The sequence below is a fragment of the Saccharopolyspora montiporae genome, from assembly GCF_015209505.1.
Classification (GTDB): Bacteria; Actinomycetota; Actinomycetes; order Mycobacteriales; family Pseudonocardiaceae; genus Saccharopolyspora; species Saccharopolyspora montiporae.
Map to the genome: position 1 here is coordinate 65,210 of NZ_JADEYC010000023.1, position 24,212 is coordinate 89,421.

Here is a 24,212-nt window from a genome sequence, read left to right on the forward strand (position 1 = left end):
GCCGCGCCACGTTCCTCGTCGATCCAGGAGTATTCGCGTGTCCGCCACCCCAAATCGCAGTGACCTGCGCAACGTCGCGATCGTCGCGCACGTCGACCACGGCAAGACCACCTTGGTCGACGCGATGCTGCGGCAGTCCGGCGCCTTCGGCGAGCGGGCCGACCCGGTCGACCGCGTGATGGACTCCAATGACCTGGAGCGCGAGAAGGGCATCACGATCCTCGCCAAGAACACCGCCATCCGCCGCGAGACCGAAGGCGGGCCGGTGACCATCAACGTGGTCGACACCCCCGGCCACGCCGACTTCGGCGGCGAGGTGGAGCGCGCGCTGTCCATGGTGGACGGTGTCGTGCTGCTGGTCGACGCCAGCGAGGGTCCGCTGCCGCAGACCCGGTTCGTGCTGCGCAAGACGCTGGCCGCCGGGCTTCCGGTGATCCTCGTGGTGAACAAGGTCGACCGCCCGGACGCTCGCTGCGCCGAGGTGGTGGACGAGACGCACGACCTGCTGCTCGAACTCGCCTCCGAGCTCGACGACGGGGAGACCCAGCTGGACATGGAGGCCGTGCTCGACCTGCCCGTCATCTACGCCTCCGCGCGCGCGGGCCGTGCCGGGCTGGCCCGGCCGGTCGACGGCGAGCCCCCGGAGGACGGCAACCTGGACGCCCTGTTCGAGGTGCTGCTCAAGCACGTCCCCGCCCCGCGGGTCGACCTGGACTCCCCGCTGCAGGCGCTGGTCACCAACCTGGACGCGTCCTCGTTCCTCGGCCGTATCGCGCTGTGCCGGATCCAATCCGGCACGCTGCGCAAGGGGCAGACCGTCGGCTGGTGCCGCGAGGACGGCAGCGTGCAGAAGGTCCGGCTCACCGAGCTGCTCATCACCGAGAACCTCGACCGCGTCCCGTGCGCGGAAGCCTCGGCCGGTGACCTGGTGGCCATCGCGGGCATCCCGGACATCACCATCGGCGACACGCTCGCCGACCCGGACGACCCGCGGCCGATGGAGCGCATCACGGTCGACGACCCGGCGATCTCGCTGACCATCGGTGCGAACAACTCCCCGCTGACCGGGCGCAACGGCGGCACCAAGGTCACCGCGCGCCAGGTCAAGGCCCGGCTGGACGCCGAGCTCATCGGCAACGTGAGCATGAAGGTCGTGCCGACCGAGCAGCCCGACGCCTGGGAGGTCCAGGGCCGCGGCGAGCTCGCACTGGCGGTGCTGGTGGAGACCATGCGCCGGGAGGGCTTCGAACTCACCGTCGGCAAGCCGCAGGTCGTCACCAAGACCATCGACGGCAAGCTGTGCGAGCCCTTCGAGCGGCTGAGCATCGACTCCCCGGAGGAGCACCTCGGCGCGATCACCCAGTTGCTGGCCGGGCGCAAGGGCAAGATGGAGACGATGGACGGGCACGGCACCGGCCGGATCAAGCTCGTGTACGTGGTGCCCGCCCGCGGACTGATCGGTTTCCGCACCGACTTCCTCACCGAGACCCGCGGCACCGGCATCTCGAACCACGTCTTCGAGGGCTACTTCCCGTGGGTCGGTGAACTGCGCACCCGGCACACCGGTTCGCTGGTGGCCGACCGGGCGGGCGCGGCGACCAGCTACGCGCTGATGCAGTTGTCCGACCGCGGCACGTTCTTCGTCGAGCCGGGCAACGAGGTCTACGAGGGCATGGTCGTGGGCGAGAACCCGCGCGCCGAGGACCTCGACGTGAACATCTCCAAGGAGAAGAAGCTCACCAACATGCGTTCGGCCGGGTCGGAGGAGCTGGAGCGCTTGGCCCGTCCGCACGCCCTCGGGCTGGAGGAAGCGCTGGAGTTCTGCTCCGCCGACGAGTGCGTCGAGGTGGGGCCGAACGTGATCCGCGTGCGCAAGACCACGCTGGACGGCACCACCCGGTCCCGCGAGCGTTCCCGCGCCAAGGCCCGCGACAACGGCTGAGGCTCGTGCACCACCGGCGCGCCCGGTCCGGTCGCTGCGGCACCGGGCCGGGCGCGTTCGTGTCGTCCCGCAGCAGGTGCCCTCGCCACCTGCGAGAATGCCCGCCATCGGGGCCCCGGTGTCGGTCCCGGCCGCGGGGGCCGCAACCATGGGACGACCGGCGCCGTCCGCGCCGGAGCCCGGTCGTGGCGGCGGCCCGGGCGCGCTGACGAGGGGAGGACCGGCGTGTTCCAGGGACGGCGTCGGCCGTGGGCAGCGGTCTCCCTGTTCGCGACCGCGACCTGCCTCCTGGCCGCCTGCAGCAACGCCCCGCCACCGCCGGTGGTCTCCGAACCACCACCGGACGCACCGTCCACCACCACCAGCGCGCCGCCCGAGCAGCCGATGCCGGTCGAGGTCGTGGTCGGTGTGGACGAGCTGGAAGGCGGGTTCAACCCGCACGCGCTCGCCGACATGTCGCCGACCAGTTCCGCGCTGGCCGATCTGATGCTGCCGTCGGTGTTCCGGCCCGCCGAGGACGGCAGCCTGCAGCTGGACACGACGCTCATGGAGTCGGCCGAGGTCGTGCCCGGCACCGACGACTTCACCGTCCGCTACGACATCCAGCGCCAGGCCAGCTGGTCGGACGGCGCGCCGATCGCCGCCGAGGACTTCGTCTACCTGTGGGAGCAGTTGCGCTCGCAGCCCGGCGTCGCCGAGCCCGCCGGTTACCGGTTGATCGAGGACGTCGCCTCGCGGCGCGGTGGCAAGACCGTCGAGGTGACCTTCGAGCGCCCGTATCCGGGCTGGCGGACGCTGTTCGACAACCTGCTGCCCGCGCACCTACTGCGGGACGCACCGCGTGGCTGGTCGACCGTGCTCGACGACGGCTACCCGGCGTCCGGCGGGCCGTTCGCCATCCGCCAGGTCGACCTCGACCGCGGTGAGATCGTGCTGGAGCGCAACGACCGCTTCTGGGGCGAACCCGCGCGCTCGGACCGGCTCGTGCTGCGCGCGGTGGACAACGCGCGCCAGGTCGAGGCGTTGCGCAGCGGGGACAGCCACATGGCGCTGTTCGGCGCGGACGCCGCCACCATGCGTTCGCTGGAGGAGCTCGGCGACACCGTCGACCTCATCAACATGCCGCGCCCCGTGACGATGGAGCTGCTGCTGCGCCCGGACAGCCGCGGCATGTCCGATCCCGGCGTGCGCGGCGCGGTCACCGCCGCGCTGGACCGCAACCGGCTCGTGGAGGCCGGCACCGGTGGTCGGCCCGCGGGCCAGCTGCCCGCGCACGCCCAGGTGCTCTCGCCGTCCGAGGAGGCCTACCGGCCGACCGAGCCGCCGGGCGCGATCCCGCCGGCGCCCGATCCGCAGCGCGTCGAACGGCTGCTGACCGAGGCGGGCTACGAGCGCAGCGCGGGAGCGTGGCTGCGGGACGGCCGCCCGCTCAACCTGGTCATCGCGGCCCCGTTCGAGCACGAGTCCTACATCGCCATCGCCGAGACGGCGGCCGAGCAGCTGCGCGCGCAGGGCATCCAGGCCACCGTGGTCACGCCGACCGGGGACCAGCTCTTCGGCGACATGCTGGCCGCCGACCCGCGCTCGACCGGTACCGGCGGTGCCGGGTCCGTGGACATGGCCGTCGCCCCGCGCCCGGCGGGTGGGGATCCGGCGTCGATGCTCGCCTCGGCCTACGGCTGCCCGGGCGTGTCCCCGGGTGGGGAGACGCCGTTCCCGTACAACGCCGCGGGCTTCTGCGACCGGCTGCTGCAGCCCACCATCGAGGCCGGCCTCAGCGGTGAGGTGCCGTTCGACAAGGTCTCCGACGAGGTCGAATCGGTGCTGTGGCGCGACGCCGTTGCGGTACCGCTGTACCAGCAGGCCCAGGTGCTGGCCGTGCGCAAGGAGGTCGAGGGGGTGCGGCCCGGCAACGGGTTCGCCGGACCGTTCTCCACCGCGGCGCAGTGGTTGGGCACGCACGCCGACGACGACGGCTACTGAGCGGGCCGCGCCCCGCGCATCGGCGCCCGGCCGGGCGGTGCATAGGCTGGGGACGTGACGCTGACGGCTCCTCCTCGGTTGTTGCTGGTGCACGCGCATCCGGACGACGAAACGCTGTGGACCGGCGGCACGATCGCCCGCTACGCCGCGCGCGGTGTGCAGGTGATCGTGGTGACCTGCACGCTCGGCGAAGAGGGTGAGGTCATCCCGGAGAGCCTGCGCGGTCTGGCCGCCGATCGGGCCGACCAGCTCGGCGGCTACCGGGTCGGCGAACTGCGCTCGGCCTGCGCCGCGCTGCACGTGACCGACCACCGGTTCCTCGGCGGGATCGGGTGCTGGCGCGATTCCGGGATGCTGTGGGCCGAGCCGGGCCGGGCCACCGCGCTGCCGGACGCGCACCCGCGGGCGTTCGCGGTCGGTGACCGCGCTGCGCAGACCGCGGCCCTGACCGACGTCCTGCGCGAGTTCAGACCGCAGGTCGTGGTCAGCTACGCGGCCGACGGCGGCTACGGGCACCCGGACCACGTGCGCGCGCACGAGGTGACGGTGGCCGCGGCCGCGGACGTCCCCGATGTGCAGCGGGTCTTCTACTCGGTGCCCTCGCGCGGGGCGATCACCGCCGGGCTGGGCGCGCTGCGGGGCGCGCCGGACCTGCCGTTCCACCTGCCCGAACCGCACGAGCTGGCCGGGGTGGACGACGCGTCGGTGGACGCGGTGCTGGACGTGACCGAGCACCTGCCCGCCAAGATGAGCGCGCTGCGGGCGCACGGCACCCAGGTGCAGGTGTGGGCGGACCGCTGGGACGGCGGTGCCGGGGTGGCCGCGTACGCGCTGTCCAACGGCATCGCGCACCCGGTCGTGCGCACCGAGCACTTCGTGCTGGGCGCCGGTGATCCGCAGGGGTGCGGCAGCGACCTGTTCGGCGGGCTGGGCGTGCTCGGGACGGAGCCGCGATGACCGCGCGCGATCGCGTCCTGCTGGGCGTCCTGGTGCTCGACGCCGTGCTGCTGGCGGTGCTGGAACTGCTGTTCCTGCCGTTGTGGCTGGGTACCGTGCAGTTCCCGATCACGGCCGCGGTCGCGGCGGTGACCACGCCGCTGCTGGTGGCCGAGGCCGCCCGGTTGTCCCGGAGCAGGTTGGTGGCCGCCGCGCCGCTGCTGGCGTGGCTGGTGGCGATGTTCGTGTTCGGTGTGCTCGGCCCCGGTGGGGACATCGTGCTCATCGGCGACTGGCGCGCCCTGCTGCTGATCGGTGGCGGAGCGCTGCCGGGGGCCATGATGCTCGGCATCCAGCTGGGCAAGCGCGGGATCTGACGCCTGCGGCGCGGGATTGCGACGCATGGGTGTGGTGAACGGCACCCGCTCCGCGGGCCGGTGCGCCTCCCGCCGCCGGGTGGCGGTGCGCCGAGCCCGCTGCCACCGTCGATGCAGTGGGGTTACCCGAGGGTACGGGCGCGCTGCCATGGCGCGCCGGTGCGTGATCGGCTGAGCGGCCGCCGTTCTGGTTTACGCCGTTAACCGCCGAGCACTAGAGTGCTGCGGGCTCCCGCGCTGTGGACCAGTTACGTGCGTGCGGGGCAGGAGAGATACTGTCAGTTGTCGCGTCAGGAGATTCCTGCGCGGTGACAACGCTTCGAGCAGGAGATCAACCGTGACCTACGTGATCGCCGAGCCCTGCGTCGACGTGCTCGACAAGGCATGCATCGAGGAGTGCCCTGTCGACTGCATCTACGAGGGCGGGCGGATGCTCTACATTCACCCGGACGAGTGCGTCGACTGCGGTGCCTGCGAGCCGGTGTGCCCGGTGGAGGCCATCTACTACGAAGACGACGTACCGGACGAGTGGGCCGCGTACACCAAGGCGAACGTCGACTTCTTCGACGACCTCGGTTCGCCGGGCGGCGCCGCCAAGGTCGGCAAGGTCGAGAAGGACGTGGAGCCCGTCACCAGCCTGCCTCCGCAGGCGGAATGAGCTCCGCGACCAGCCCGGGCGCTTCGGCGTCCGGGCGCCGCGGTCCGCAGCTGCCGGAGTTCCCCTGGGACACGCTGGCCGAGGTGAAGGCCACGGCCGCCGCCCACCCGGACGGGATCGTCGACCTGTCCGTGGGAACCCCGGTGGATCCGGTCCCGGACGTCCTGCAGCGGGCGCTGACCTCGGTGGCCGACGTCCCGGGATACCCGGCCACGCACGGCACTCCGGAACTGCGCGCGGCCGCCGCCGGTGCGCTGCAGCGGCGGTTCGGGGTGGCCGATGTCCCCACGGACGCCGTGCTGCCCACCATCGGTTCCAAGGAGCTCGTCGCGTGGCTGCCCACGCTGCTCGGCGTGCGCCCCGGGGACGTCGTCGCGGTGCCCGAGCTCGCCTACCCGACCTACGAGGCGGGTGCGACGCTGGCGGGTGCCGAGGTCGTCCGGCTGGCCCCCGGTGAGGCGCCGCCTGCCGGAACCGTGTTGACCTGGTTGAACTCCCCGTCGAACCCCACCGGCCAGGTGCTCGACGCCGCGCAGCTGCGCGAATCGGTCAGCGCGGCGCGCGCGGCCGGATCGATCATCGCCTCGGACGAGTGCTACCTCTCGTTGGGCTGGGACGCTGAGCCGGTCTCCGTGCTGCACCCCGCCGTCTGCGCCGACCGCACCGGGGTACTCGCGGTGCACTCGCTGTCCAAGTCCGCCAACCTCGCCGGATACCGCGCCGGGTTCGTCACCGGGGACCCGGTGCTGGTGAGCAGGCTGCTGGAACTGCGCAAGCACGCGGGCATGATCGTGCCTCGCCCGGTGCAGGAGGCGATCACCGCCGCGCTCGACGACGACGACCACGTCGCCGCCCAGCGCGAGCTCTACGCCAACCGGCGGGCGCAGCTGCGTCCCGCGCTGGAAGCCGCCGGATTCATCATCGAGCACTCCGCCGCCGGGCTGTACTTGTGGGCCACCCGCGGCGAGGACGCCTGGCGCACGGTGGACCTGCTCGCCCAGCGCGGCATCCTGGCCGCCCCGGGGACCTTCTACGGACCCGCGGGCGAGCAGCACGTGCGCATCGCGCTCACCGCCTCGGACGAGCGGGTCGCCGCCGCCGCGCAGCGCCTCGCGGGCTGATCGCTACAGCTTCCGACCGGCGTTGCGGAGTTCCCGCCAACTGCGCTGCCAGCGGGCTCGTTGCTCCGCGCGGCGGGCGGACTCGCGTTCCACCAGGCGGCCGGCCGCGAAGGCCGCCGCGGTGTCCCCGCCCGCGGTGGCCAGCTGCTCGCGCACCCGGTGCGCGGTCACGCAAGCGTCCTGGTGCGCGCCGAGCACGTCCTGGAAGCGTTCGGCCTTCTTGAGCAAGCGCCGCACCGGTTTTCCGGAGATCGGCCGGGCGAGTTCGGCCGTGTAGCGGATCCGCTTGCCGCGGATCCGCAGCGCGTGCAACTGCTCGTCCGCCGGATCTGTGGGCAGCCGGGCGACCTGCTCCTCCACTTTGCGCAGCTGCGCGCGCATGGCCCGGCGCAGTTCCCGCGCTCCGTCCGCAGTGGAGTCCGGTGCGGCGATCCCGGCACGCACCGCATCCGCCGCGTCCTGCAGCAGGCGCAGGTACCGCTCGCCGTCCAGCGCGGCCACCAGATCCGCGCGCGCCCGCTCGCGTTCCGCGCGCAACCCACCCAGCAGGTCCTGCGCGGCGGCGCGCTCCGCGGCGGGCAGCAGCTCGGCCTGCTCGTCCAGCCGAGCCAGCAGCACGTCCAGATCGCGCACCGGACCGAGTGCCCGGCCGAGCCAGCCCAATTCGGCGCGCAGCGGTTCGGAGCGGGCGGTGTCCAGGAACGGCCGCCCGGACTTGAGCATCGCGCGCATCCGGCGCACGGACACCCGCATCTGGTGCAGCTGCTCGGGATCCGAATCGCGGCGAGTGCCCGGGTCGTGCGCCAGGACCGCGCGCAGCCGGGTGTGCAGCCCGGTGCGCACCAGTTCGGCCACCGGCGCCGCGCGGCCCGGGTCGGGCGGCGCTTCGGGCAGCCGCACCGCCGCGGCGACGTCCCGGATGTCCTGCTCGGCGCCCATGCGCCGATGGTAGGGCCGGTGGGCGGCGCCCCGCCCCCGGCCACCCGGGCGTCAGTCGTTGGCGTGCAGGGCGGCGTTGAGCTCGACCTTGCCGCCGGAGCGGGTGGTGACCTCGACGGTCCCGCTGGTGGAGTTCCGGCGGAACAGCAGTCCGTTCGAGCCGGACAACTCGCGGGCGCGGGTGATCGTGCCGTCGGGCAGGGTCACCTTGGTGCCCGCGGTCACGTACAGGCCGGCCTCGACCACGCAGTCGTCGCCGAGCGAGATCCCCGAGCCGCCGTTGGCACCGATCAGGCAGCGCTCGCCGACCGAGATGACCTCCTTGCCGCCGCCGGACAGCGTGCCCATGATCGACGCGCCACCGCCCACGTCCGAACCGTCGCCGACCACGACGCCGGCCGAGATGCGGCCCTCGACCATCGAGGCGCCGAGCGTTCCCGCGTTGAAGTTGACGAAGCCCTCGTGCATCACGGTCGTGCCGCTGGCCAGGTGCGCGCCCAGCCGGACGCGGTCGGCATCGCCGACGCGCACGCCGGACGGGATGACGTAGTCGACCATGCGCGGGAACTTGTCCACGCTGTAGACGGTCACCGCGCCGCGGGAGCGCAGCCGCAGCCGGGTCGCCTCGAAGCCCTCCACCGGGCACGGGCCGTGGTTGGTCCACACCACGTTGGCCAGCAGTCCGAACATGCCGTCCAGGTTCTGCCCGTGCGGGCGCACCAGCCGGTGGGACAGCAGGTGCAGCCGCAGGTACAGGTCGTGCGTGTCCGCCGGTTCGTCGGCCAGGCTGCCGATCACCGAGCGGACCGCGACCACCTCCACGCCGCGGGCATCGTCCCGCCCGACCAGCGCGGCTCCGGCCGCACCCAGGTGCTCGGCGGCCTCCTCGGCGGACAGCCGGGTGCTGCCGGACTCGCCCGGCTCGTCCAGCTTCACCGTGGGATACCAGGTGTCCAGCACGGTGCCGTCGTCGGTCACGGTCGCCAGGCCCACGCCGTGGGCACCCGTCGTCTGCGGGTCGGGGGTCTGCGCACTGCTCATACCGGAAACGGTAGTCGCAGCGGGCGCGCGCGGCCCCACAGGGGCCCGACCGCGGAAACGCCGGGTGAGCCGCTGCGGAACCGGGCGGCGGTGGACCTGCGCCGGCGGTTAGCCTGCCGAGCGTGACCGCTGCACTGGACCTCACCGCGGACCCCGTCGACCTCACCGCAGCGTTGGTGGACATCCCCAGCGTCTCCGGCTCCGAACGACCCCTCGCCGATGCCGTGCAGCAGGCGCTGGTCACCGCGGCCCCGCACCTGCGGGTGGTGCGCAGCGGGGACGCGGTGCTGGCCCGCACCGAGCTGGGCCGGGACTCGCGGGTCGTGCTGGCCGGGCACCTGGACACGGTCCCGATCAACGACAACCTGCCGTCGCACCGCACCGGCAGCGGCGCCGACGAGCTGCTGCACGGGTGCGGCTCGGTGGACATGAAGGGCGGGGACGCGGTCCTGCTGCACCTGGCGGCCGCGCTCACCGAACCGCGCCACGACCTGACCTTCGTGTTCTACGACTGCGAGGAAGTCGAGGCCGAGCGCAACGGCCTGAACCGGATCGAGCGGGAGCTGCCGGAGTGGCTGGACGGCGATCTGGCGATCGTGGGCGAGCCCTCCGACGCGGGGATCCAGGCCGGCTGCCAGGGCACGATGCGCGTCGAGGTGCGCACCAACGGGACCCGGGCGCACACCGCGCGGGCGTGGATGGGGTCCAACGCCGTGCACGCCGCCGAGCCGGTCCTGCGCGCGCTGGCCGAGTACGTGCCGCGGAACCCGGTGATCGACGGGCTGCAGTTCCGCGAGGGTCTGCAGGCGGTGCGCATCGAGGGCGGTGTGGCCGGCAACGTGGTCCCGGACAGCTGTGTGGTGACCGTGAACCACCGGTTCGCCCCGGACACGTCGGTCGCCGAGGCCGAGGCACACCTGCGGGAGCTGTTCGCCGGCTACGACGTCGAGGTGGTGGACCGGTCCGGAGGTGCGCTGCCCGGGCTGTCCGCGGGCCCGGCGGCCGAGCTGGTGCGCGCCTCGGGGGCCGAGCCGGTCGCCAAGCTGGGCTGGACCGATGTGGCGAGGTTCGCAGCCCGCGGCCTGCCGGCGGTGAACTTCGGCCCTGGCTCGCCGACCCTGGCGCACACCAGGCAGGAGAACGTGCCGACGGCGCAGATCCGGCACTGCGCCGAGGTGCTGAGGCGATTCCTCGGCGCGTCGTGATGCTGCGCCCGTACGCCCGGGTGAATCCCTTGTGAACAGGCGATTCTCACATCAGCGCGCGGTCGGGGCGTGTTCTGCCCCGCGCGCGGGCTGCGTACTCTCGACAGCATGACGATCGAACGCCCGAACGGTGCCGAGCGCCCGCAGGAGAAGCAGCGCGGACCCGTGGTGCTGCGCCGATCCCGGTTGAGCGAAGCGAGCACGACCGACCAGCGGCTGCTGGACTCCCGCGGTCCGACGGACTGGGTGCACACCGATCCGTGGCGGGTGCTGCGCATCCAGTCGGAGTTCGTCGAGGGCTTCGGTGCGCTGGCCGAGGTGCCGCGCGCCGTGACGGTGTTCGGCTCCGCCCGGACGCCGCGCGAGGACCCGGAGTACCAGCGGGGCGTGGAGATCGGCGCGGCGCTGGCCGGGATCGGCTGCGGCGCGATCACCGGCGGCGGGCCGGGGACCATGGAGGCGGTCAACCGCGGTGCGTCCGAGGCCGGTGGGTTGTCCATCGGGCTCGGCATCGAGCTGCCCTTCGAGCAAGGGCTGAACCCGTGGGTGGACCTGGGCGTCAACTTCCGCTACTTCTTCGTGCGCAAGACCATGTTCGTCAAGTACGCGCAGGCGTTCATCTGCCTGCCGGGCGGTTTCGGCACGCTGGACGAGCTGTTCGAGTCGCTGACCCTGGTGCAGACGAAGAAGGTCACCAAGTTCCCGATCGTGCTGTTCGGCAAGTCCTACTGGCAGGGGCTGTACGACTGGGTGCGGGACAGCATGCACGCCTCCGGCAAGATCGATGCCAAGGATCTGGCGCTGCTGCACCTGACCGATGACGTGGACGACGCGATGAGCGTGGTGCACGAGGCCTACGAAGCGTGGGAGGCGGCGCATTGAGCGGCATCGAGTCCGATGTGGACGTTTCGGTCTGCGTGTACTGCGCCTCGGGCCCGGTTCCGCAGCACTACCTCGACCTGGCCGCCGAGGTGGGCACCTCGATCGCCAAGCGCGGGTGGGACCTGGTTTCCGGGGGCGGCCGGGTCTCGATGATGGGCGAGGTCGCCCGGGCCGCCCGCTCCGGCGGTGCGCGCACCATCGGCGTCATCCCGCGGGCGCTGGTGGACAAGGAGGTCGCCGACGACGACGCGGACGAGCTGCTGGTCGTGGAGACGATGCGCGAGCGCAAGGGGCTGATGGACGCGCACGCCAGCGCGTTCCTCACCTTGCCCGGCGGTATCGGGACCTGCGAGGAGCTGTTCGAGATCTGGACGGCGCGCTACATCGGGATGCACGAGAAACCGGTGGTGCTGCTGGATCCGGACGGCCACTTCCGCGGGCTGCTCGATTGGCTGCAGCAGCTGGTGGACAGCGGTTTCGCTTCGCAGCGCTCGTTGGACGCGCTGACCGTGGTCGCCGACGTGGAATCCGCCCTCGACGCGTGCGCGGCATGACCGGCGGCACCGGCCCGGAGCGGGACGTGCCGCCGCTGCGCTTCCGGGACAAGCAGATGCCCGGCGACCGACCGCTGGTGATGGCGATCGTCAACCGCACCCGGGACTCCTTCTTCGACCGCGGGCGCACGTTCGCCACCGGTGCGGCCGCCGAGGCCGTCGACCGCGCGGTCGACGAGGGCGCCGACATCGTGGACATCGGCGGGGTGCGCGCGGGCGCGCAAGGCGAGGTCGTGGACGCCGCCGAGGAGAGCAGGCGCGTCGTCCCGTTCGTCGCCGCGATGCGCGAGCGGCACCCCGGGCTCGTGCTCAGCGTGGACACCTGGCGCCGCGAGGTCGCCCGGCAGGTGTGCGCGGCGGGCGCGGACCTCATCAACGACACCTGGGCGGGCGCCGATCCGCGATTGCCGGAGGTCGCCGCGGAATTCGGCGTCGGCATGGTCTGCTCGCACACCGGCGGGTTGGCGCCGCGCACCGATCCGTTCCGGGTGCGCTACACCGACGTGGTCGCGCAGGTCGCCGAGGAACTGGCCGAACGGGCGCGCGATGTCGTGCAGCGGGGGGTGCCGGCCGCGGGCGTGCTCATCGATCCCACGCACGACTTCGGCAAGAACACCTGGCACGGGCTGGAACTGCTGCGCCGACTCGGCGAACTGGTGGGCACCGGCTGGCCGGTGCTGATGGCTCTGTCCAACAAGGACTTCATCGGTGAGACGCTGGGCGCGGGCGTGGACGAGCGGCTGGAAGGCACGCTCGCCGCGACCGCGGTGGCCGCGTTCGGCGGTGCCCGCGTGTTCCGCGCGCATCACGTGGGCGAGACCCGGCGCGCTCTGGACATGGTGGCGAGCATCGCCGGGACCCGCCCACCGGACCAGGTGCTGCGGGCGTTGGCCTGAGTCGTCGGCTCAGCGCTGCGGCAGGGCCGCGTCCAGGAGCTTCGACGACCGGGCCACCGGTACGTCCGGCCGCACCGCGGTCAGCGGCGGGACCAGGCGCAACCAGCGCGCTCTGACCCGGCGGGTGCTGGGACCGTCGCGGTCGAGTTCCTCGACGAGCTCCTGCAGGCGCCACTGCGCCTCATCGCGCTCGACGCCGGGTTCCGGATGGCTCTCGATCACGCCCACCGCAGCTGTTCGAGCGGGGTCTTCGGGGGTTCGGTCTGCTGGGCTTCGGCGTGCAGGGCTTCCGTCTGCTGGGTTCCGGTGTGCTGGTGCACCGAGTGCAACTCCCGTCACTCGTGCGATCCGACTCCTCGTCCGCGGGGTCTGCGCACCGGAGCGCTCCGGGGGCGCCGCTTCCTGCGCTTTCCACCCGAACGGCGCAGAACGGGCCGGTGTGTCCCGGATCATGACTGGTCAGGATCGCGAAAGGACCTAGGTCCTGTTGTCGTCAGCCGGTGACAGTGCTCGGAAATGACCGTAGAGTGGCTACCCGTGAAGGCTGATGCGCTACGCGGTCACCTGGACGCCCTGCTGCTGGCGACGCTGGACGGCCGGGCGCTGCACGGCTACGCGATCATCGAAGCGCTCCAGGAGCGCAGTGGGGGAGCACTCGATCTCCCCACCGGGACGGTATACCCGGCCCTGCGTCGCCTGGAGCGGGCGGGATACGTGCGGAGTTCGTGGAGCACCGTGGGCGGGCGGCAACGCCGCACCTACCAGCTGACCAGCGCCGGTGCGCAAGAACTCGCCGCCGAACGCCGCGCCTGGCGCGAGTTCACCAGCGCCATCGAAGGCGTCCTGCAAACCCCGGTCCGCACCTGACCTCGTCGGCCGGACCGCGGTGAACGGGCTCGCGGGCCGGTAGCGGAACCTCTCCACGCCGCCCTCCGGAACGTCCGACCGATGGCGTCGGGCGTGGTGGTTCGATCTGTGCACGATGCGTGCCACGATGGGTGACCGTGGCTAGTGCGCTCGTGTACGTCTTCGTGGTCCTGGCCGTCGCGGCGGTCGTCTACCTGCTCGCCTCGCTCGTCTTCGGGCGCGGGGAACAGCTCGCCCCGCTGCCGCCCGGTGCGACGCCGACCCGGCTGCCCGCGCGCGGCATCGAGGGCGACGACGTGCGCGACCTGCGGTTCCAGCAGGTCGTGCGCGGGTACAAGGCCGCCGAGGTCGACTGGACGCTGGACCGGCTCGCCGGTGAGCTCGACGAGCTGCGCGGCCAGGTGGCCGTGCTGGAACGCCAGCTGGACGCCGCGGGCGAGGAACTGCACCGCTCGCGCTCCGCGGCCGAGCCGGACCCCGAGTCGGGCACGCCCGAGGACGGCGAGCGCGGACAGGACGACCCGGCATGAGCGCGCGCACCGCCGAGGTCCGGGTGGCCGTCCCGGTGCAGGCACCCCCGGAAGCGGTCTGGTCGTTGGCCACCGATTGGGCGCGTCAGCGGGAGTGGATGCTGGGCACCGAGGTGCACCTGGTCGCCGGGGACGGCGGTGCGGGCAGCAGGCTGATGGCGGTGACCGGGTTGCGCGGCGCGGGGGTCGTCGACCACATGACGGTGGTGGAGTGGCAGCCGCCGCGCAGCTGCCGGGTCCGGCACGACGGTGAGCTGGTCCGCGGCGACGGGGGTTTCGACGTGATCCGCTGCGGCAACGGCGCGGCGACGTTCGTGTGGTGGGAACGGCTGGTCCTGCCCGTGGGCGGCGGGCTGCTGTGGCCTGCGGTGCGCCCCGCGTTCACCTGGGGTCTGCGTCGCTCGCTGACCGGGTTCGCCGAGTTGTGCGCTGCGGAGCGGGACGGGAGTGCAGGTGCCTGACCAGCAGGTCCTGCCCGGTGCGGACGGTCTGCGGCGTTGCCCGTGGGGTGCGCGACCCGCCGACTACGCCGAGTACCACGACCGGGAATGGGGACGGCCGCTGCACGGCGAGTCGGCGCTGTTCGAGCGGATCACGCTGGAGGCGTTCCAGTCCGGGCTGTCCTGGCTGACGATCCTGCGCAAGCGGCCCGCGTTCCGCGACGCGTTCGCCGGTTTCGATCCGGTGCGGGTGGCCGCGTTCGGCGAGCCGGAGCGGGCGGAGCTGCTCGCCGACGCGCGCATCGTGCGCAACCGGGCCAAGATCGACGCGGCGATCGGCAACGCCCGCGCGGTGCTGGAGCTGGCCGGCGGACTGGACGAGCTGCTCTGGTCGTTCGCCCCGGACGCTCCGCGCGCCCGCCCGCGGAGCGCGGACGAGGTGCCCGCCACGACCCCGGAGTCCACGGCGATGGCCCGCGAGCTCAAGCGCCGCGGGTTCGCCTTCGTGGGGCCGACCACCTGCTACGCCCTGATGCAGGCGGTCGGCATGGTCGACGATCACCTGCGCGGCTGCTGGCTGGCTCCCGAGGGCCGCGGCGCGCCCCGCGGGTGATCCCGCGGGGCGGGCGGGCTCAGTGGCCGGTGAACTGCGGGGTGCGCTTGGCGACGAAGGCGGCCGTGGCCTCGCGGTGGTCGTGGGTCTGCGCCGCTTCGCCCTGCGCGCCGGCCTCGACTTCGAGCGCCTCGGTGAGCCCTTCGGACGCCGCGGCCAGCATGGTCTCCTTGATCCGCGCGTAGGCGCTGGTCGGGCCCGCGGCCATCCGGGTGGCGATCTCGGTGGCGGCCTCCACCGCGGACCCCTCCGGCACCACGCGGTTGACCATGCCGATGCGCAGCGCTTCCTCGGCCGCGACCGGTTCGGCCAGCAGCAGCATCTCCATGGCCCGGCCGTAGCCGATCAGCCGCGGGAGCGTCCAGGAGGCCCCGGTGTCGCTGGACAAGCCGACGTTGGCGAACGCCATCAGGAACTTGGCGTTGTCCGCGGCCACGCGCAGATCGCTGGCGTAGGCCAGTGAGGCGCCGGCGCCGGCGGCCATCCCGTTGACCGCGGCGATGACCGGTTTGGGCATCGCGGTGATGGCCCGGATCAGCGGGTTGTAGTGATCCTCGACCGTCTTCATCGGGGCCGGGTCGCCGGAATCCAGCAGGTCGGTGTGCTCCTTGAGGTCCTGGCCCGCGCAGAACGCCTTGCCCGCGCCGGTGATCACCAGGGAGCGGATCGCGTCGTCGGCGGCGGCTTCGCGCAGCGCCGCGATCAGGTCCTCCTTGAGCTCGACGCTGAGCGAGTTGAATGCCTCCGGCCGGTTCAGCGTGAGTAGGCGCACACCGTCTGAGTCCTGGGTCAACAGTACGTCGGTCACTTCTCGCTCCTCGCGTTTCGATCTGATCCGGTGCCGCGACCCGGTTCGGCATGTCATCCACTGTGGACTTCGCGAGCGGGCTCGCGAATCCCGGGTGGACAGTGTTCCTCCTGGTTGTCGGGCACCTCGGCGATCACCGCCGCGGTCCGGTCGGCCACCCCGGGTGGCCCGCCGGAACGGGTCTCGCCCGGGGATCGCGGTGATCGTGAGTCCACCGTAAGGGCTTCGGCGTGCGCTGAGTCTGCCAGCCCGCGGCGGCATTCGACCAGCGCACGGGCGACACAGTTGATCGGTTCGGTTTCGTCCCCGGCTCGGGATGGGGGACAATGGACCGGGGCCCTGCCTGGTCGCCGCGACCAGCGGGCAAGAGTTCACGGAGGGAGCACGCTATGGCGGCCATGAAGCCCAGGACCGGAGACGGTCCCCTCGAAGTGACGAAGGAGGGACGCGGCATCGTGATGCGCGTCCCACTCGAGGGCGGTGGGCGGCTCGTCGTCGAGATGACGCTCGACGAGGCCAAGAACCTGGGCGATGCGCTGGAGTCGGCCACCGGCTGAGGCCGCCGCGCGGTGCGGGGTGCCGGTCCGGGCGCGATTCCGTGGACTGCACCCCGCCGCGGTCCGGGTGCCCGGATGGACCCGGTTCCGGGACCACGGGCGGGTGCCCGAGAATCGATCAGGTGAGCACTGCGGCACGTGCGCCGCGTTCGCCGGGTGCGCACCCAGCGGACCGCCGCGAAGCGGTTCGAGGTCCGAGGTTTCGAGCGCGCGCGGGCCGGTCCCGCGCAGGAGGGTCATCGCGTGTCCGCTTCCGGAGTGTTCCGTTCGTCCCAGTCCTCCCGCACATCGCAGACCCAGCGCTCCACCCGGCGCACTGAGCCGGAACTGCCGGTGATTCCGACCGATCTGGTCGAAGTGGACGTCGTGGCCTCCTGGCGGGACGGTCTGCCCGGCGCGATCCCGGTGTTGGAGGGCGCGGACGGTCCGGACCTGACCGAGGCCGCCGAGGCGTTCGGCCTGGACGCGGACGTGTTGCGCGCGGTGGGCGCCTCGTCCGCGGCGGGAGCGGTCCAGCCGTTCGCGCCGGCCGGTGGGGCCGTCGGGTGGTCGGTCGGCGCCGGAGCCGGTTCCGGGGCCGACTGGCGCGGCGCCGGTGCCGGACTCGCCCGCGCGGTGCGCGACCGGCTCGTCGAGGGCGGTGACCCCGGCTCCGAGCTCGGCGATCTGGGCGATGCGCCGGAGATCGACTACCTGCAGGTCCGGTTGCCCGCGGGCGTGTTGCCCGAATCCGTGGACGCGCTGGTGCTGGGGCTGTCGCTGGGCGCCTACCGGTTCCGGGTCACCGCCGAGCCGTCCCCGGCCCGGCTGCGCAAGGTGCTGCTGGTCGCGCCGGAGGGTGCCGACCAGGCGGCGCTGCGCGAGCGGGCGGGACGGGCGCGCGTGCTGGCCTCGGCCACCTCGCTGGCGCGCGACCTGGCCAACGCGCCGTCGAACGTGAAGGATCCCGACTGGCTGACCTCCCGCGCCGCCGAGCTCGCCGAGCGGACCCCCGGGCTCGACGCCGTCGTCCGGGACGAGAAATGGCTCACCGAGCACGGTTTCGGCGGTGTGCTCGCCGTCGGCGGCGGGTCCGCGCGGCCCCCGCGGCTGCTGGAGCTGTCCTACGGTCCGGCCGACGCGCGCGGCGGGCACCTGGTGCTGGTGGGCAAGGGGATCACCTTCGACACCGGCGGTATCTCGCTGAAACCGGCCGACGGCATGCACCTGATGCGCACCGACATGGCGGGCGGTGCCGCGGTCATCGGCGCCCTGCTGGCGATCGCGCACCTCCAGCTGCCGGTCCGGGTGACCGGTCTGGTGCCCGCTGCCGAGAACCACGTCTCCGGCAGCGCCTACCGGCCCGGAGACGTGGTGCGCCACCGCGGCGGCACGACCACCGAGGTGGCCAACACCGACGCCGAGGGGCGGATGGTGCTGGCCGATGCGCTCGCCTACGCGGCCGAGACGCTCGATCCCGAGCTGGTCGTGGATGTGGCCACGTTGACCGGGGCGATGAAGGTCGCGCTGGGCCTGCGCACCGGGGGCGTGTTCGCCAGCGAACCGGAACTGGCCGAGCGGATCCGCACCGCGGGGGCGAGCACCGGGGAACGGTGGTGGGAGATGCCACTGCTGGCCGACCACGAACCCGACGTGCGCGGCGAGCAGGCCGATCTCAAGCAGGCCCCGTCCGGTCCCGGCGCGGTCGGTGCCGCCCTGTTCCTGCGCGAGTTCACCGCCGGGCTGCCGTGGGCGCACCTGGACATCGCGGGACCGGCTCGCGCCGAGCAGGACTACGCCGAGGTGGTGTCCGGGGCGACCGGGTTCGCCGCGCGCACCCTCGTCGAGCTGGCCGCGGACCTCGCCCGGGCGGAGTGATCGCCGTCGCTGCGGCACGGACCCGTCGCATCCGGATTTCGCTGGTCGTCGGCGCGCTGGCGCTGTTCGCGCTGCTCTACGCGCCCCAGCCGGTGCTGCCGCAGATCGCGGAGTCGTTCGCGCTGAGCCCGGGCACCGCCGCGCTGCTGGTGTCCGCGGCGACGCTGGGCCTGGCCGTCGCGGCGGTCCCGCTGGGCACGCTGTCCGAAGCGCTCGGCAGGCGCCGCACGATGATCGCCTCGCTGGTCAGCGCCGAGCTGCTCGGCCTGGTGCTGCCCTGGGTGCGGGCGTTCTGGCTGCTGGTGGGGCTGCGGCTGGTGCAGGGCGTGCTGATCGCCGGCCTGGCGGCGGTGGCGGTGGCCTACCTGGTCGCCGAGACCGGGGCGGCCGCGATGGGCACGACCATGGGCCTGTACGTCGCGGGCACGACCCTGGGCGGGATGACCGGCAGGCTGCTCGGCGGTATCGCCGGGGACGTGCTGGGTTGGCACGGCGGTCTGCTGGCGGTGGCGCTGCTCGGTGCGGTGTGCACGGTGCTGTTCGTGCTGCTGCTACCGGCCGAGCGCGGCCACCGGCGCCAGCAGCTGCGCTGGCGGCCGTTGCTGCGCGGTCTCGCCGCGGCGCTGCGCGACCCGGTGCTCTACGCGCCATTCCTGGTGGCGGCACTGGGCATGGGGGCGTTCGTCGCGGTGTACAACGTGCTGGTGTTCCGGCTGACCGGACCGCCGTTGCTGGTGCCGCCGGCGCTGGCAGCGCTCGCCTTCTTGGCCTACGCGGCCGGCACGGTCACCGCCCCGCTGGCCGGTCGGCTCGCCGACGCCCGCGGCCGGGTGCCGGTGCTGCTCGCCGCACTGGGGGTGGCGCTGCTGGGACTGGCGCTGATGTTGGCCGCGCAGTTCGCGCTGATCGTGCTGGGCCTGGTGGTGTTCACCGGCGGGTTCTTCGGCGCGCACTCGGTGGCCAGCGGCTGGGTCGGCGTCCGGGCGTCCCCGGACGCTCGCGGGCAGGCGTCGGCCGTCTACCAGTTCGCCTACTACGGCGGCAGCAGCGTGGGCGGCGTGCTCGGCGGACTCGCCTACGGGGCCTGGGGCTGGACCGGGATGACCGCCGTGCTGACCTGCTGGTTCGTCATCGCCGGGATCGGTGTGCTGCTCGCCCGCGGCGGATCCGGTCAGGTGGTGTCCGGGTCGTAGGGCGGGCGCTCGCCGGGCTCCAGCGGGCGGAGCGGCGGAGCGCCGGTCGCGGGGTTGCTGCCCTTCTTCGCGTGGCCGTTGCCGATGGGCGGTTCGTCGAGCGGGTTCTGCCCGTCGAACAGGTGGTTCTTGACCGCGGTGCGCGGGTTGAAGTTGCGCATGCCGCGCAGCTCTTCGAGTGGTTTGCGCAGCTCATCGAACTCGGGGCCGATCTCGGAGCGGATCTGCTGCTGGGCACCGGTCACGTAGTCCTTGACCTGGCGGATCGTGCGCCCCAGCCACGCAGCGCTCTCCGGTAGCCGCTCCGGCCCCAGCAGGAACAGCCCGGCCAGGGCGAGGATGAACAGCTCCGGCCAGCCGATGCTATCGAACATCCGCGACTACCTCCGGTCCTCACCGTCCCCGGGCCGGTGCCGCTACCGGCACCGCCGACACGCCGTCAGGGTACCGATCCGCTCCGCGCAGTGGGGCAGCAACCTCGTTCTTCCCCGAGCGCGTGCGCGGGGTCACCGCAGGGTGGCGTCCAGCACCAGTTCGCGGCCCTGGCGGACCACGGTGATCGGCACCTGCTCGCCGATCCGGTGCCGGTCCACGGCGACGATCAGCTCGTCGGCGCTGTGCACGTCCCGGTCGCCGACCTTGATGACCACATCGCCCTCGGCGATGCCCGCACCGGCGGCCGCGCTGCCGTCCCGCACGTTCTGCACCTGGGCACCGTCGGCGAGCCCGTCACTGACCGATTTCGCGTTGACCCCGAGGTCGGCGTGCTGCGCCTGGCCCGTGCGGATCAGCTCCTCGGCGATGCGCCGCGCGTCGTCGATCGGGATGGCGAACCCGAGGCCGATCGACCCGCCCTCGCCCTCCTCGCCGGAACCGAGCGTGCGGATCGCGCTGTTGATGCCGACGACCGCGCCGTTGCCGTCCACCAGCGCGCCGCCCGAGTTGCCGGGGTTGATCGCCGCGTCGGTCTGGATGGCATCGATGACCGCGTTCGTGTCGGTGCCCTCCCCGGCCAGCCGCAGCGGCCGGTTGACCGAGCTGATGATCCCGGTCGTGACCGTGCCCTGCAGGCCCAGCGGAGACCCGACCGCGACCACCTGATCGCCCACCGAGAGGTCGTCCGAGCCGCCCAGCTGGGCCACGGTGGGGTTGGCGATGTCCACCTTGATCACCGCCAGGTCGGTCTTCACATCGCGTCCCACCACGCGGGCCGGAGCCCGGGTGCCGTCGTGGAACACCGCGGAGACCTGGGCGTCCGGGGTGTCGGCCGCCATGGACACCACGTGGTTGTTGGTGATCACGTAGCCGTCGCCGTCGACGACCACACCGGAACCGGTGCCGCCCTGCCCGCCGATGCGGACCTCGACGGAGACCACGGCGGGCACGATCTGCTGGGCGACCGAGGCGGCGGTGCCCTGCGGCCGGTCGCCGCCCGGCTGCACCTCGGACAGCGTCACGTCCGGGTTGACCAGCGGGTTCCCCTCCTCGGCGGTGACCCGCCCGATGAACCCGCCGCCGAGCCCGACCAGCACCGCGACCGCACCGAGCGCGGCCAGCGCGCGGGGCTGGACCCGCTTGCCGAACAGCACTTCCCGCGCGCTGAGCAGCCGCCCGCGCGGCCGGTCATCGGGATCGGCGTCCGGTGCCTCGGACAGCGCGGGCGGTCCGATGACCGCGCCCGCTGCCGGATCGCGCCACCCGCTGCGCCCCTCCGCCGACCAGAAGACCTGGTCCGCGCCGGACTGCGGGCCATCGGGTGCGTCGCCGGGGGCGCGCTGCAGCGGTTCCCGGTCCTCGGGTGAGCGGCTGAACGCTTGGGCGAGTGATTCCGGCGGAGGCGGCTGCTGCTGCAGGCGGTCCTTCCGCTGCGCCGCGCCGCCCTGGTCGCGCGCGGGGTCGAAGCTGCCGGTCACGTCGTCCGGTCGACCGAACACGGCGTGCTGCGCGGGGTCGACGTCCGGGCGCTCCAGCGGGCGGGGTTGCAGCCGGCCCGGCTCCTGCTCCGCCTCGCCGCGCCAGTCCTGCCCGGCGGCCCGCTCTCGCCCAGAATCCGGCTCGTGCCCAGAATCCGGCTCGTGCCCAGGATCCCGGTCGTGCCCAGGATCCCCGGGCTGCTGGCCGTCGTGCGGCCGTCGGCCGGGGTCGCCACCCCGTTCCGGCGTTCCTGGCTGCTCGTTCATCGCTCCCCGGGCACGTGGTCGCCGACTCGTCCATCCGAGTGGATCACATGGACGCCGGGTGCGCGGTACCGGCACCGGACGTCACCACCGATCGGGGCCCATCCTGCCGGACGGGGGGTGAAGTCCGCGTTGGCCGACGCGAGACGTGGGGGAGAGGTCGACGCGCGGGGGGGTCAGCGCTGCGGCTGGAGGCCGGCGATGCCCGGGAGCGAGGGACTCGTGCCGGGCAGCAGCGCGGCGACGCGGGGGTCGTGCGGGACGGAGATCTCGTCGTCGGCCGCGGAGTCCGGGGAGGCGCTGCTCGTCGCATCGTCGGCGCCCGTGGTGTTCGGCGCGGGGTTGCGCTCCGCGGAGGCGGGCAGCACGGTGCTGTCCGAGAACTCGCCGGGGTAATCGGTGCTGGTGGGCTGGACCGACTGGTCGGTGGGCAGGTTGATGAAGGCGAGCGCGCCGAGGACCAGGCTGGAGAAGACCACGCCCGCGCCTTGCCGGGTGCGGCGGCTGAGCCCGTGCGGTCGCTGGTCTGCCGCACTGGGCCGGTCTGCCGCACTGGGTCGGTCCGCTGCGTCGGGTCGGTCCGCGGTGGTCGGTGGGGCCGTACCTGCGGGGTCGCCGAATGGGGCGACGCTGCCCAGCGGCTGGCGACCGCCGCCGAGCGGGGTGCTCGATCCCAGGACGGGACCGGAGCCGAAGCGCTGCGCACCGCTGCCCGGTGTCGCGGTGACCAGGCGGCCGTCCTCGGTGAGCGCGAGCTCCTCGGGCTGGCCGGGCAGCTCCGCGCTGGACGGGATGGATTGCAGGGCTTGCAGCAGGGTGGGGGAGATCGACGGTGCCTGCGCCTCCTGCACCGCGGCACGGGCCTGCCGCTGGGCGGTGGCATCCGCGGCGCACGCGGGGCAACGGGCGAGATGAGCCGCTGCGCGGTCATGGGCGTGCGCGCCGAGTTCTCCGTCGACGAACGCCACGATCGCGTCCAGCGCGAGGTGCTGCTCCGGCAGACCCCACCCGCGCAAAACCGTCATTTCGCCCGAACCTCCTGGGTGTCGGCTCGTCTTGCCTCCAGTTCGGCCTTCAGCATCTGCCTGCCGCGGTGGATCCTGCTGCGCACGGTACCCAGTTTCACGCCGAGCGTCGCTCCGATCTCCTCGTAGGAGAGCCCTTCGACGTCGCAGAGCACCACGGTGGCGCGGAATTCCGGCGGGAGCTGGTCCAGTGCGGCCTGCAGGTCCGGGTCCAGGTGGGTGTCCTGGAAGACCTGCTCCGGGCTGGGGCCGCTGCTGGGCAGCCGGTCCGTGTCGTCCGGCAGTCCCTCCATCCGCAGGCGGGTGCGGCGGCGCGCCATGTCCAGGAACAGGTTGGTGGTGATCCGGTGCAGCCACCCCTCGAACGTCCCCGGCTTGTACGTGGCGAGGTTGCGGAACACCCGGATGAACGTCTCCTGGGTGAGGTCCTCGGCGTCGTGCTTGTTCCCCGCCAGCCGGTAGGCCAATCGGTAGATGCGGTCCGCGTGCTGGCGCACGACCTCGTCCCAGGACGGAGGAGTCCAGTTGCTCTGCTCCTCGGCGGGGGAGATGTCGCGCACCGCTTCGTGTCCGGTACCACCGGTTGCGGTGCTGCGGGTCACACTCATCGGCTGTGTTGCCATCGGGCGAAAAGCCACCTCCTGCGGGTCGCACCATTCAGAACGTCCGAGTGGGCGCAGTTGTTCCCGGCCGCCGCCTCCCGGAAACGGGAGACGGATCCCTTCATGACGTCCCTACTCTCGTCCATGCTGGTGAGGTGGCCATAAATACCGGCTGAGAACACGCTGAGAGCTTGTCCGGCGGGTTCGGCGAGGCTCCGGAACCCGCGCTGTGCGCAGGCATGGTGACGCGGTGTCGCCAGAGCCCCGGTCCATACCTCCGTGCAGGGGATGTCATCGCCCGTTCGCGTAATGATCGGAAACGGGGGCCTAACGATGTTGGCGTATGGCATCCCCGGCGAGTCGGGCACCGCTAGCCTTGCTCGCCGTGATACCCGAGACGCCGGTGGGAGCCGGGCCTGCGGGCCGCGATACGGAGCGGCATCGCTCGCCCGCCCAGGACCAGGGGCGAGCCCCGTTCGCCGTCTCGGTTCCGCACGTCCTGCGGTTCCTCGCGGCCGCGCTGCGCGCCCGGGCTGCCGTGGAGGTCGGGGCGGGCGCTCCGGACAGCGTGCTCTGGCTGCTGCGCGGGATGGCCGACGACGGGGTGCTGACCTCGATCGACGTGGACGCCACCCGGCAGCGCGCGGTGCGGGCCGCGCTGCGCGAAGAGGGCGTCGGCTCCGGGCGCACCCGGTTGATCGCCGGGGTGGCCACCGAGGTCCTGCCCCGGCTGACCGAAGGCGGTTACGACCTGGTCTCGGTGGCCACGCCCGCCGGTGACCACGTGCGCTACCTCGAACTCGGGTTGCGGCTGCTGCGGCCCGGCGGGGTGATCGTGTTCAGCGGGCTGCAGCTCACCGCCCAGCACGGGACCGCGGCGGCGCTGGCGGTGCGGGAGCTGCGCCACGTCGTCGAGGAGGACACCTCGCTGGTGCCGGTGGCGCTACCGGTCGGCCGCGGCCTGCTCGCCGTCACCAAGCAGACCTAGAGCCGGTCTTACCGAAGGCGG

Annotated in this window: 26 protein-coding genes; 18 read left to right on the top strand and 8 right to left on the bottom strand. The window is 73.0% G+C overall.

Going from position 1 to position 24,212, the window contains the following annotated elements; translation table 11 throughout:
• Window positions 1–37: 37 nt before the first annotated feature.
• From typA to dapC, 6 genes are all read left to right on the top strand, one after another.
• The gene (gene typA / locus IQ251_RS14535; RefSeq protein ID WP_370591407.1) at window positions 38–1,942 is read left to right on the top strand and encodes a translational GTPase TypA; all 1,905 of its coding nucleotides are present in this window, start codon (window positions 38–40) and stop codon (window positions 1,940–1,942) included.
• Window positions 1,943–2,167: 225 nt separating this feature from the next.
• Window positions 2,168–3,925, top strand: a complete 1,758-nt coding sequence (locus IQ251_RS14540) for an ABC transporter family substrate-binding protein (protein ID WP_193929113.1) — start codon at window positions 2,168–2,170, stop codon at window positions 3,923–3,925.
• A gap of 54 nt (window positions 3,926–3,979) precedes the next feature.
• The gene (mshB, locus tag IQ251_RS14545) at window positions 3,980–4,882 is read left to right on the top strand and encodes an N-acetyl-1-D-myo-inositol-2-amino-2-deoxy-alpha-D-glucopyranoside deacetylase (protein ID WP_193929114.1); all 903 of its coding nucleotides are present in this window, start codon (window positions 3,980–3,982) and stop codon (window positions 4,880–4,882) included.
• Window positions 4,879–5,238, top strand: a complete 360-nt coding sequence (locus IQ251_RS14550; protein WP_193929115.1) for a hypothetical protein — start codon at window positions 4,879–4,881, stop codon at window positions 5,236–5,238. The genes mshB and IQ251_RS14550 overlap by 4 nt, the downstream gene beginning before the upstream one ends.
• A gap of 337 nt (window positions 5,239–5,575) precedes the next feature.
• Window positions 5,576–5,896, top strand: coding sequence for a ferredoxin (gene fdxA, locus IQ251_RS19800; RefSeq protein WP_370591408.1), 321 nt, complete (start codon window positions 5,576–5,578; stop codon window positions 5,894–5,896).
• Window positions 5,893–7,017, top strand: a complete 1,125-nt coding sequence (gene dapC, locus IQ251_RS14555; protein ID WP_228046915.1) for a succinyldiaminopimelate transaminase — start codon at window positions 5,893–5,895, stop codon at window positions 7,015–7,017. Before fdxA ends, dapC begins: the two co-directional genes overlap by 4 nt.
• A 3-nt stretch (window positions 7,018–7,020) precedes the next feature.
• Here the strand turns inward: dapC and IQ251_RS14560 are convergent, their stop codons facing one another.
• Together IQ251_RS14560 and dapD are read right to left on the bottom strand one after the other, a co-directional pair.
• The gene (locus IQ251_RS14560) at window positions 7,021–7,956 is read right to left on the bottom strand and encodes a CHAD domain-containing protein (RefSeq protein WP_193929117.1); all 936 of its coding nucleotides are present in this window, start codon (window positions 7,954–7,956) and stop codon (window positions 7,021–7,023) included.
• A gap of 51 nt (window positions 7,957–8,007) precedes the next feature.
• Window positions 8,008–8,997 carry a 2,3,4,5-tetrahydropyridine-2,6-dicarboxylate N-succinyltransferase gene (dapD, locus tag IQ251_RS14565; protein ID WP_193929118.1) on the bottom strand — a complete coding sequence of 330 codons (990 nt, stop codon included), beginning with the start codon at window positions 8,995–8,997 and terminating at the stop codon, window positions 8,008–8,010.
• A gap of 122 nt (window positions 8,998–9,119) precedes the next feature.
• On the opposite strand from dapD, the gene dapE reads away from it, so the two are divergent.
• The 4 genes from dapE (at window position 9,120) to folP (ending at window position 12,534) form a co-directional block, all read left to right on the top strand.
• Window positions 9,120–10,202 carry a succinyl-diaminopimelate desuccinylase gene (dapE, locus tag IQ251_RS14570; RefSeq protein WP_193929119.1) on the top strand — a complete coding sequence of 361 codons (1,083 nt, stop codon included), beginning with the start codon at window positions 9,120–9,122 and terminating at the stop codon, window positions 10,200–10,202.
• Window positions 10,203–10,310: 108 nt separating this feature from the next.
• Window positions 10,311–11,084, top strand: a complete 774-nt coding sequence (locus IQ251_RS14575) for an LOG family protein (RefSeq protein ID WP_193929120.1) — start codon at window positions 10,311–10,313, stop codon at window positions 11,082–11,084.
• Window positions 11,081–11,638, top strand: coding sequence for an LOG family protein (locus tag IQ251_RS14580; RefSeq protein WP_228046917.1), 558 nt, complete (start codon window positions 11,081–11,083; stop codon window positions 11,636–11,638). Before IQ251_RS14575 ends, IQ251_RS14580 begins: the two co-directional genes overlap by 4 nt.
• Window positions 11,639–11,694: 56 nt before the next feature.
• Complete coding sequence (gene folP, locus IQ251_RS14585) at window positions 11,695–12,534, top strand: dihydropteroate synthase (protein WP_193929168.1); 840 nt, start codon at window positions 11,695–11,697, stop codon at window positions 12,532–12,534.
• Window positions 12,535–12,543: 9 nt separating this feature from the next.
• Here the strand turns inward: folP and IQ251_RS14590 are convergent, their stop codons facing one another.
• Window positions 12,544–12,756 (bottom strand): hypothetical protein, encoded by a 213-nt coding sequence (locus tag IQ251_RS14590; RefSeq protein WP_193929121.1) that lies wholly within the window; start codon window positions 12,754–12,756, stop codon window positions 12,544–12,546.
• A 315-nt stretch (window positions 12,757–13,071) separates the two neighbouring features.
• Between IQ251_RS14590 and IQ251_RS14595 the strand changes: the two genes are divergently transcribed.
• The 4 genes from IQ251_RS14595 (at window position 13,072) to IQ251_RS14610 (ending at window position 14,984) form a co-directional block, all read left to right on the top strand.
• A complete protein-coding gene (locus tag IQ251_RS14595) occupies window positions 13,072–13,401 on the top strand; it encodes a PadR family transcriptional regulator (RefSeq protein WP_193929122.1) in 330 nt (109 codons plus the stop codon).
• 137 nt (window positions 13,402–13,538) lie between these two features.
• Window positions 13,539–13,931, top strand: a complete 393-nt coding sequence (locus IQ251_RS14600; protein ID WP_193929123.1) for a DivIVA domain-containing protein — start codon at window positions 13,539–13,541, stop codon at window positions 13,929–13,931.
• Window positions 13,928–14,392 (top strand): SRPBCC family protein, encoded by a 465-nt coding sequence (locus IQ251_RS14605; RefSeq protein ID WP_193929124.1) that lies wholly within the window; start codon window positions 13,928–13,930, stop codon window positions 14,390–14,392. The genes IQ251_RS14600 and IQ251_RS14605 overlap by 4 nt, the downstream gene beginning before the upstream one ends.
• On the top strand, window positions 14,385–14,984 hold the full coding sequence (locus IQ251_RS14610) for a DNA-3-methyladenine glycosylase I (RefSeq protein ID WP_193929125.1): 600 nt from the start codon (window positions 14,385–14,387) through the stop codon (window positions 14,982–14,984). The genes IQ251_RS14605 and IQ251_RS14610 overlap by 8 nt, the downstream gene beginning before the upstream one ends.
• 19 nt (window positions 14,985–15,003) lie before the next feature.
• Here the strand turns inward: IQ251_RS14610 and IQ251_RS14615 are convergent, their stop codons facing one another.
• On the bottom strand, window positions 15,004–15,792 hold the full coding sequence (locus tag IQ251_RS14615; RefSeq protein ID WP_193929126.1) for an enoyl-CoA hydratase/isomerase family protein: 789 nt from the start codon (window positions 15,790–15,792) through the stop codon (window positions 15,004–15,006).
• A gap of 389 nt (window positions 15,793–16,181) precedes the next feature.
• Between IQ251_RS14615 and IQ251_RS14620 the strand changes: the two genes are divergently transcribed.
• The 3 genes from IQ251_RS14620 (at window position 16,182) to IQ251_RS14630 (ending at window position 19,399) form a co-directional block, all read left to right on the top strand.
• Window positions 16,182–16,349, top strand: coding sequence for a DUF3117 domain-containing protein (locus tag IQ251_RS14620; protein WP_193929127.1), 168 nt, complete (start codon window positions 16,182–16,184; stop codon window positions 16,347–16,349).
• A 333-nt stretch (window positions 16,350–16,682) separates the two neighbouring features.
• Complete coding sequence (locus IQ251_RS14625; protein WP_193929128.1) at window positions 16,683–18,206, top strand: leucyl aminopeptidase family protein; 1,524 nt, start codon at window positions 16,683–16,685, stop codon at window positions 18,204–18,206.
• Window positions 18,203–19,399 carry an MFS transporter gene (locus tag IQ251_RS14630; protein ID WP_370591409.1) on the top strand — a complete coding sequence of 399 codons (1,197 nt, stop codon included), beginning with the start codon at window positions 18,203–18,205 and terminating at the stop codon, window positions 19,397–19,399. The genes IQ251_RS14625 and IQ251_RS14630 overlap by 4 nt, the downstream gene beginning before the upstream one ends.
• On the opposite strand, the gene tatB is transcribed toward IQ251_RS14630, so the two are convergent.
• The 4 genes from tatB to sigE form a co-directional block, all read right to left on the bottom strand.
• Entirely contained in the window at window positions 19,378–19,773 is a 396-nt protein-coding gene (tatB, locus tag IQ251_RS14635; protein WP_193929129.1) for a Sec-independent protein translocase protein TatB, read from the bottom strand. The two genes, IQ251_RS14630 and tatB, sit on opposite strands and share 22 nt — an antisense overlap.
• A 132-nt stretch (window positions 19,774–19,905) precedes the next feature.
• Complete coding sequence (locus tag IQ251_RS14640) at window positions 19,906–21,579, bottom strand: trypsin-like peptidase domain-containing protein (RefSeq protein WP_193929130.1); 1,674 nt, start codon at window positions 21,577–21,579, stop codon at window positions 19,906–19,908.
• A 173-nt stretch (window positions 21,580–21,752) separates the two neighbouring features.
• Entirely contained in the window at window positions 21,753–22,601 is an 849-nt protein-coding gene (locus IQ251_RS14645; RefSeq protein WP_193929131.1) for a zf-HC2 domain-containing protein, read from the bottom strand.
• Window positions 22,598–23,209 (bottom strand): RNA polymerase sigma factor SigE, encoded by a 612-nt coding sequence (gene sigE, locus IQ251_RS14650; protein WP_228046922.1) that lies wholly within the window; start codon window positions 23,207–23,209, stop codon window positions 22,598–22,600. Before sigE ends, IQ251_RS14645 begins: the two co-directional genes overlap by 4 nt.
• Before the next feature lie 379 nt (window positions 23,210–23,588).
• On the opposite strand from sigE, the gene IQ251_RS14655 reads away from it, so the two are divergent.
• Complete coding sequence (locus IQ251_RS14655) at window positions 23,589–24,191, top strand: O-methyltransferase (RefSeq protein ID WP_193929132.1); 603 nt, start codon at window positions 23,589–23,591, stop codon at window positions 24,189–24,191.
• Window positions 24,192–24,212: the final 21 nt, after the last annotated feature.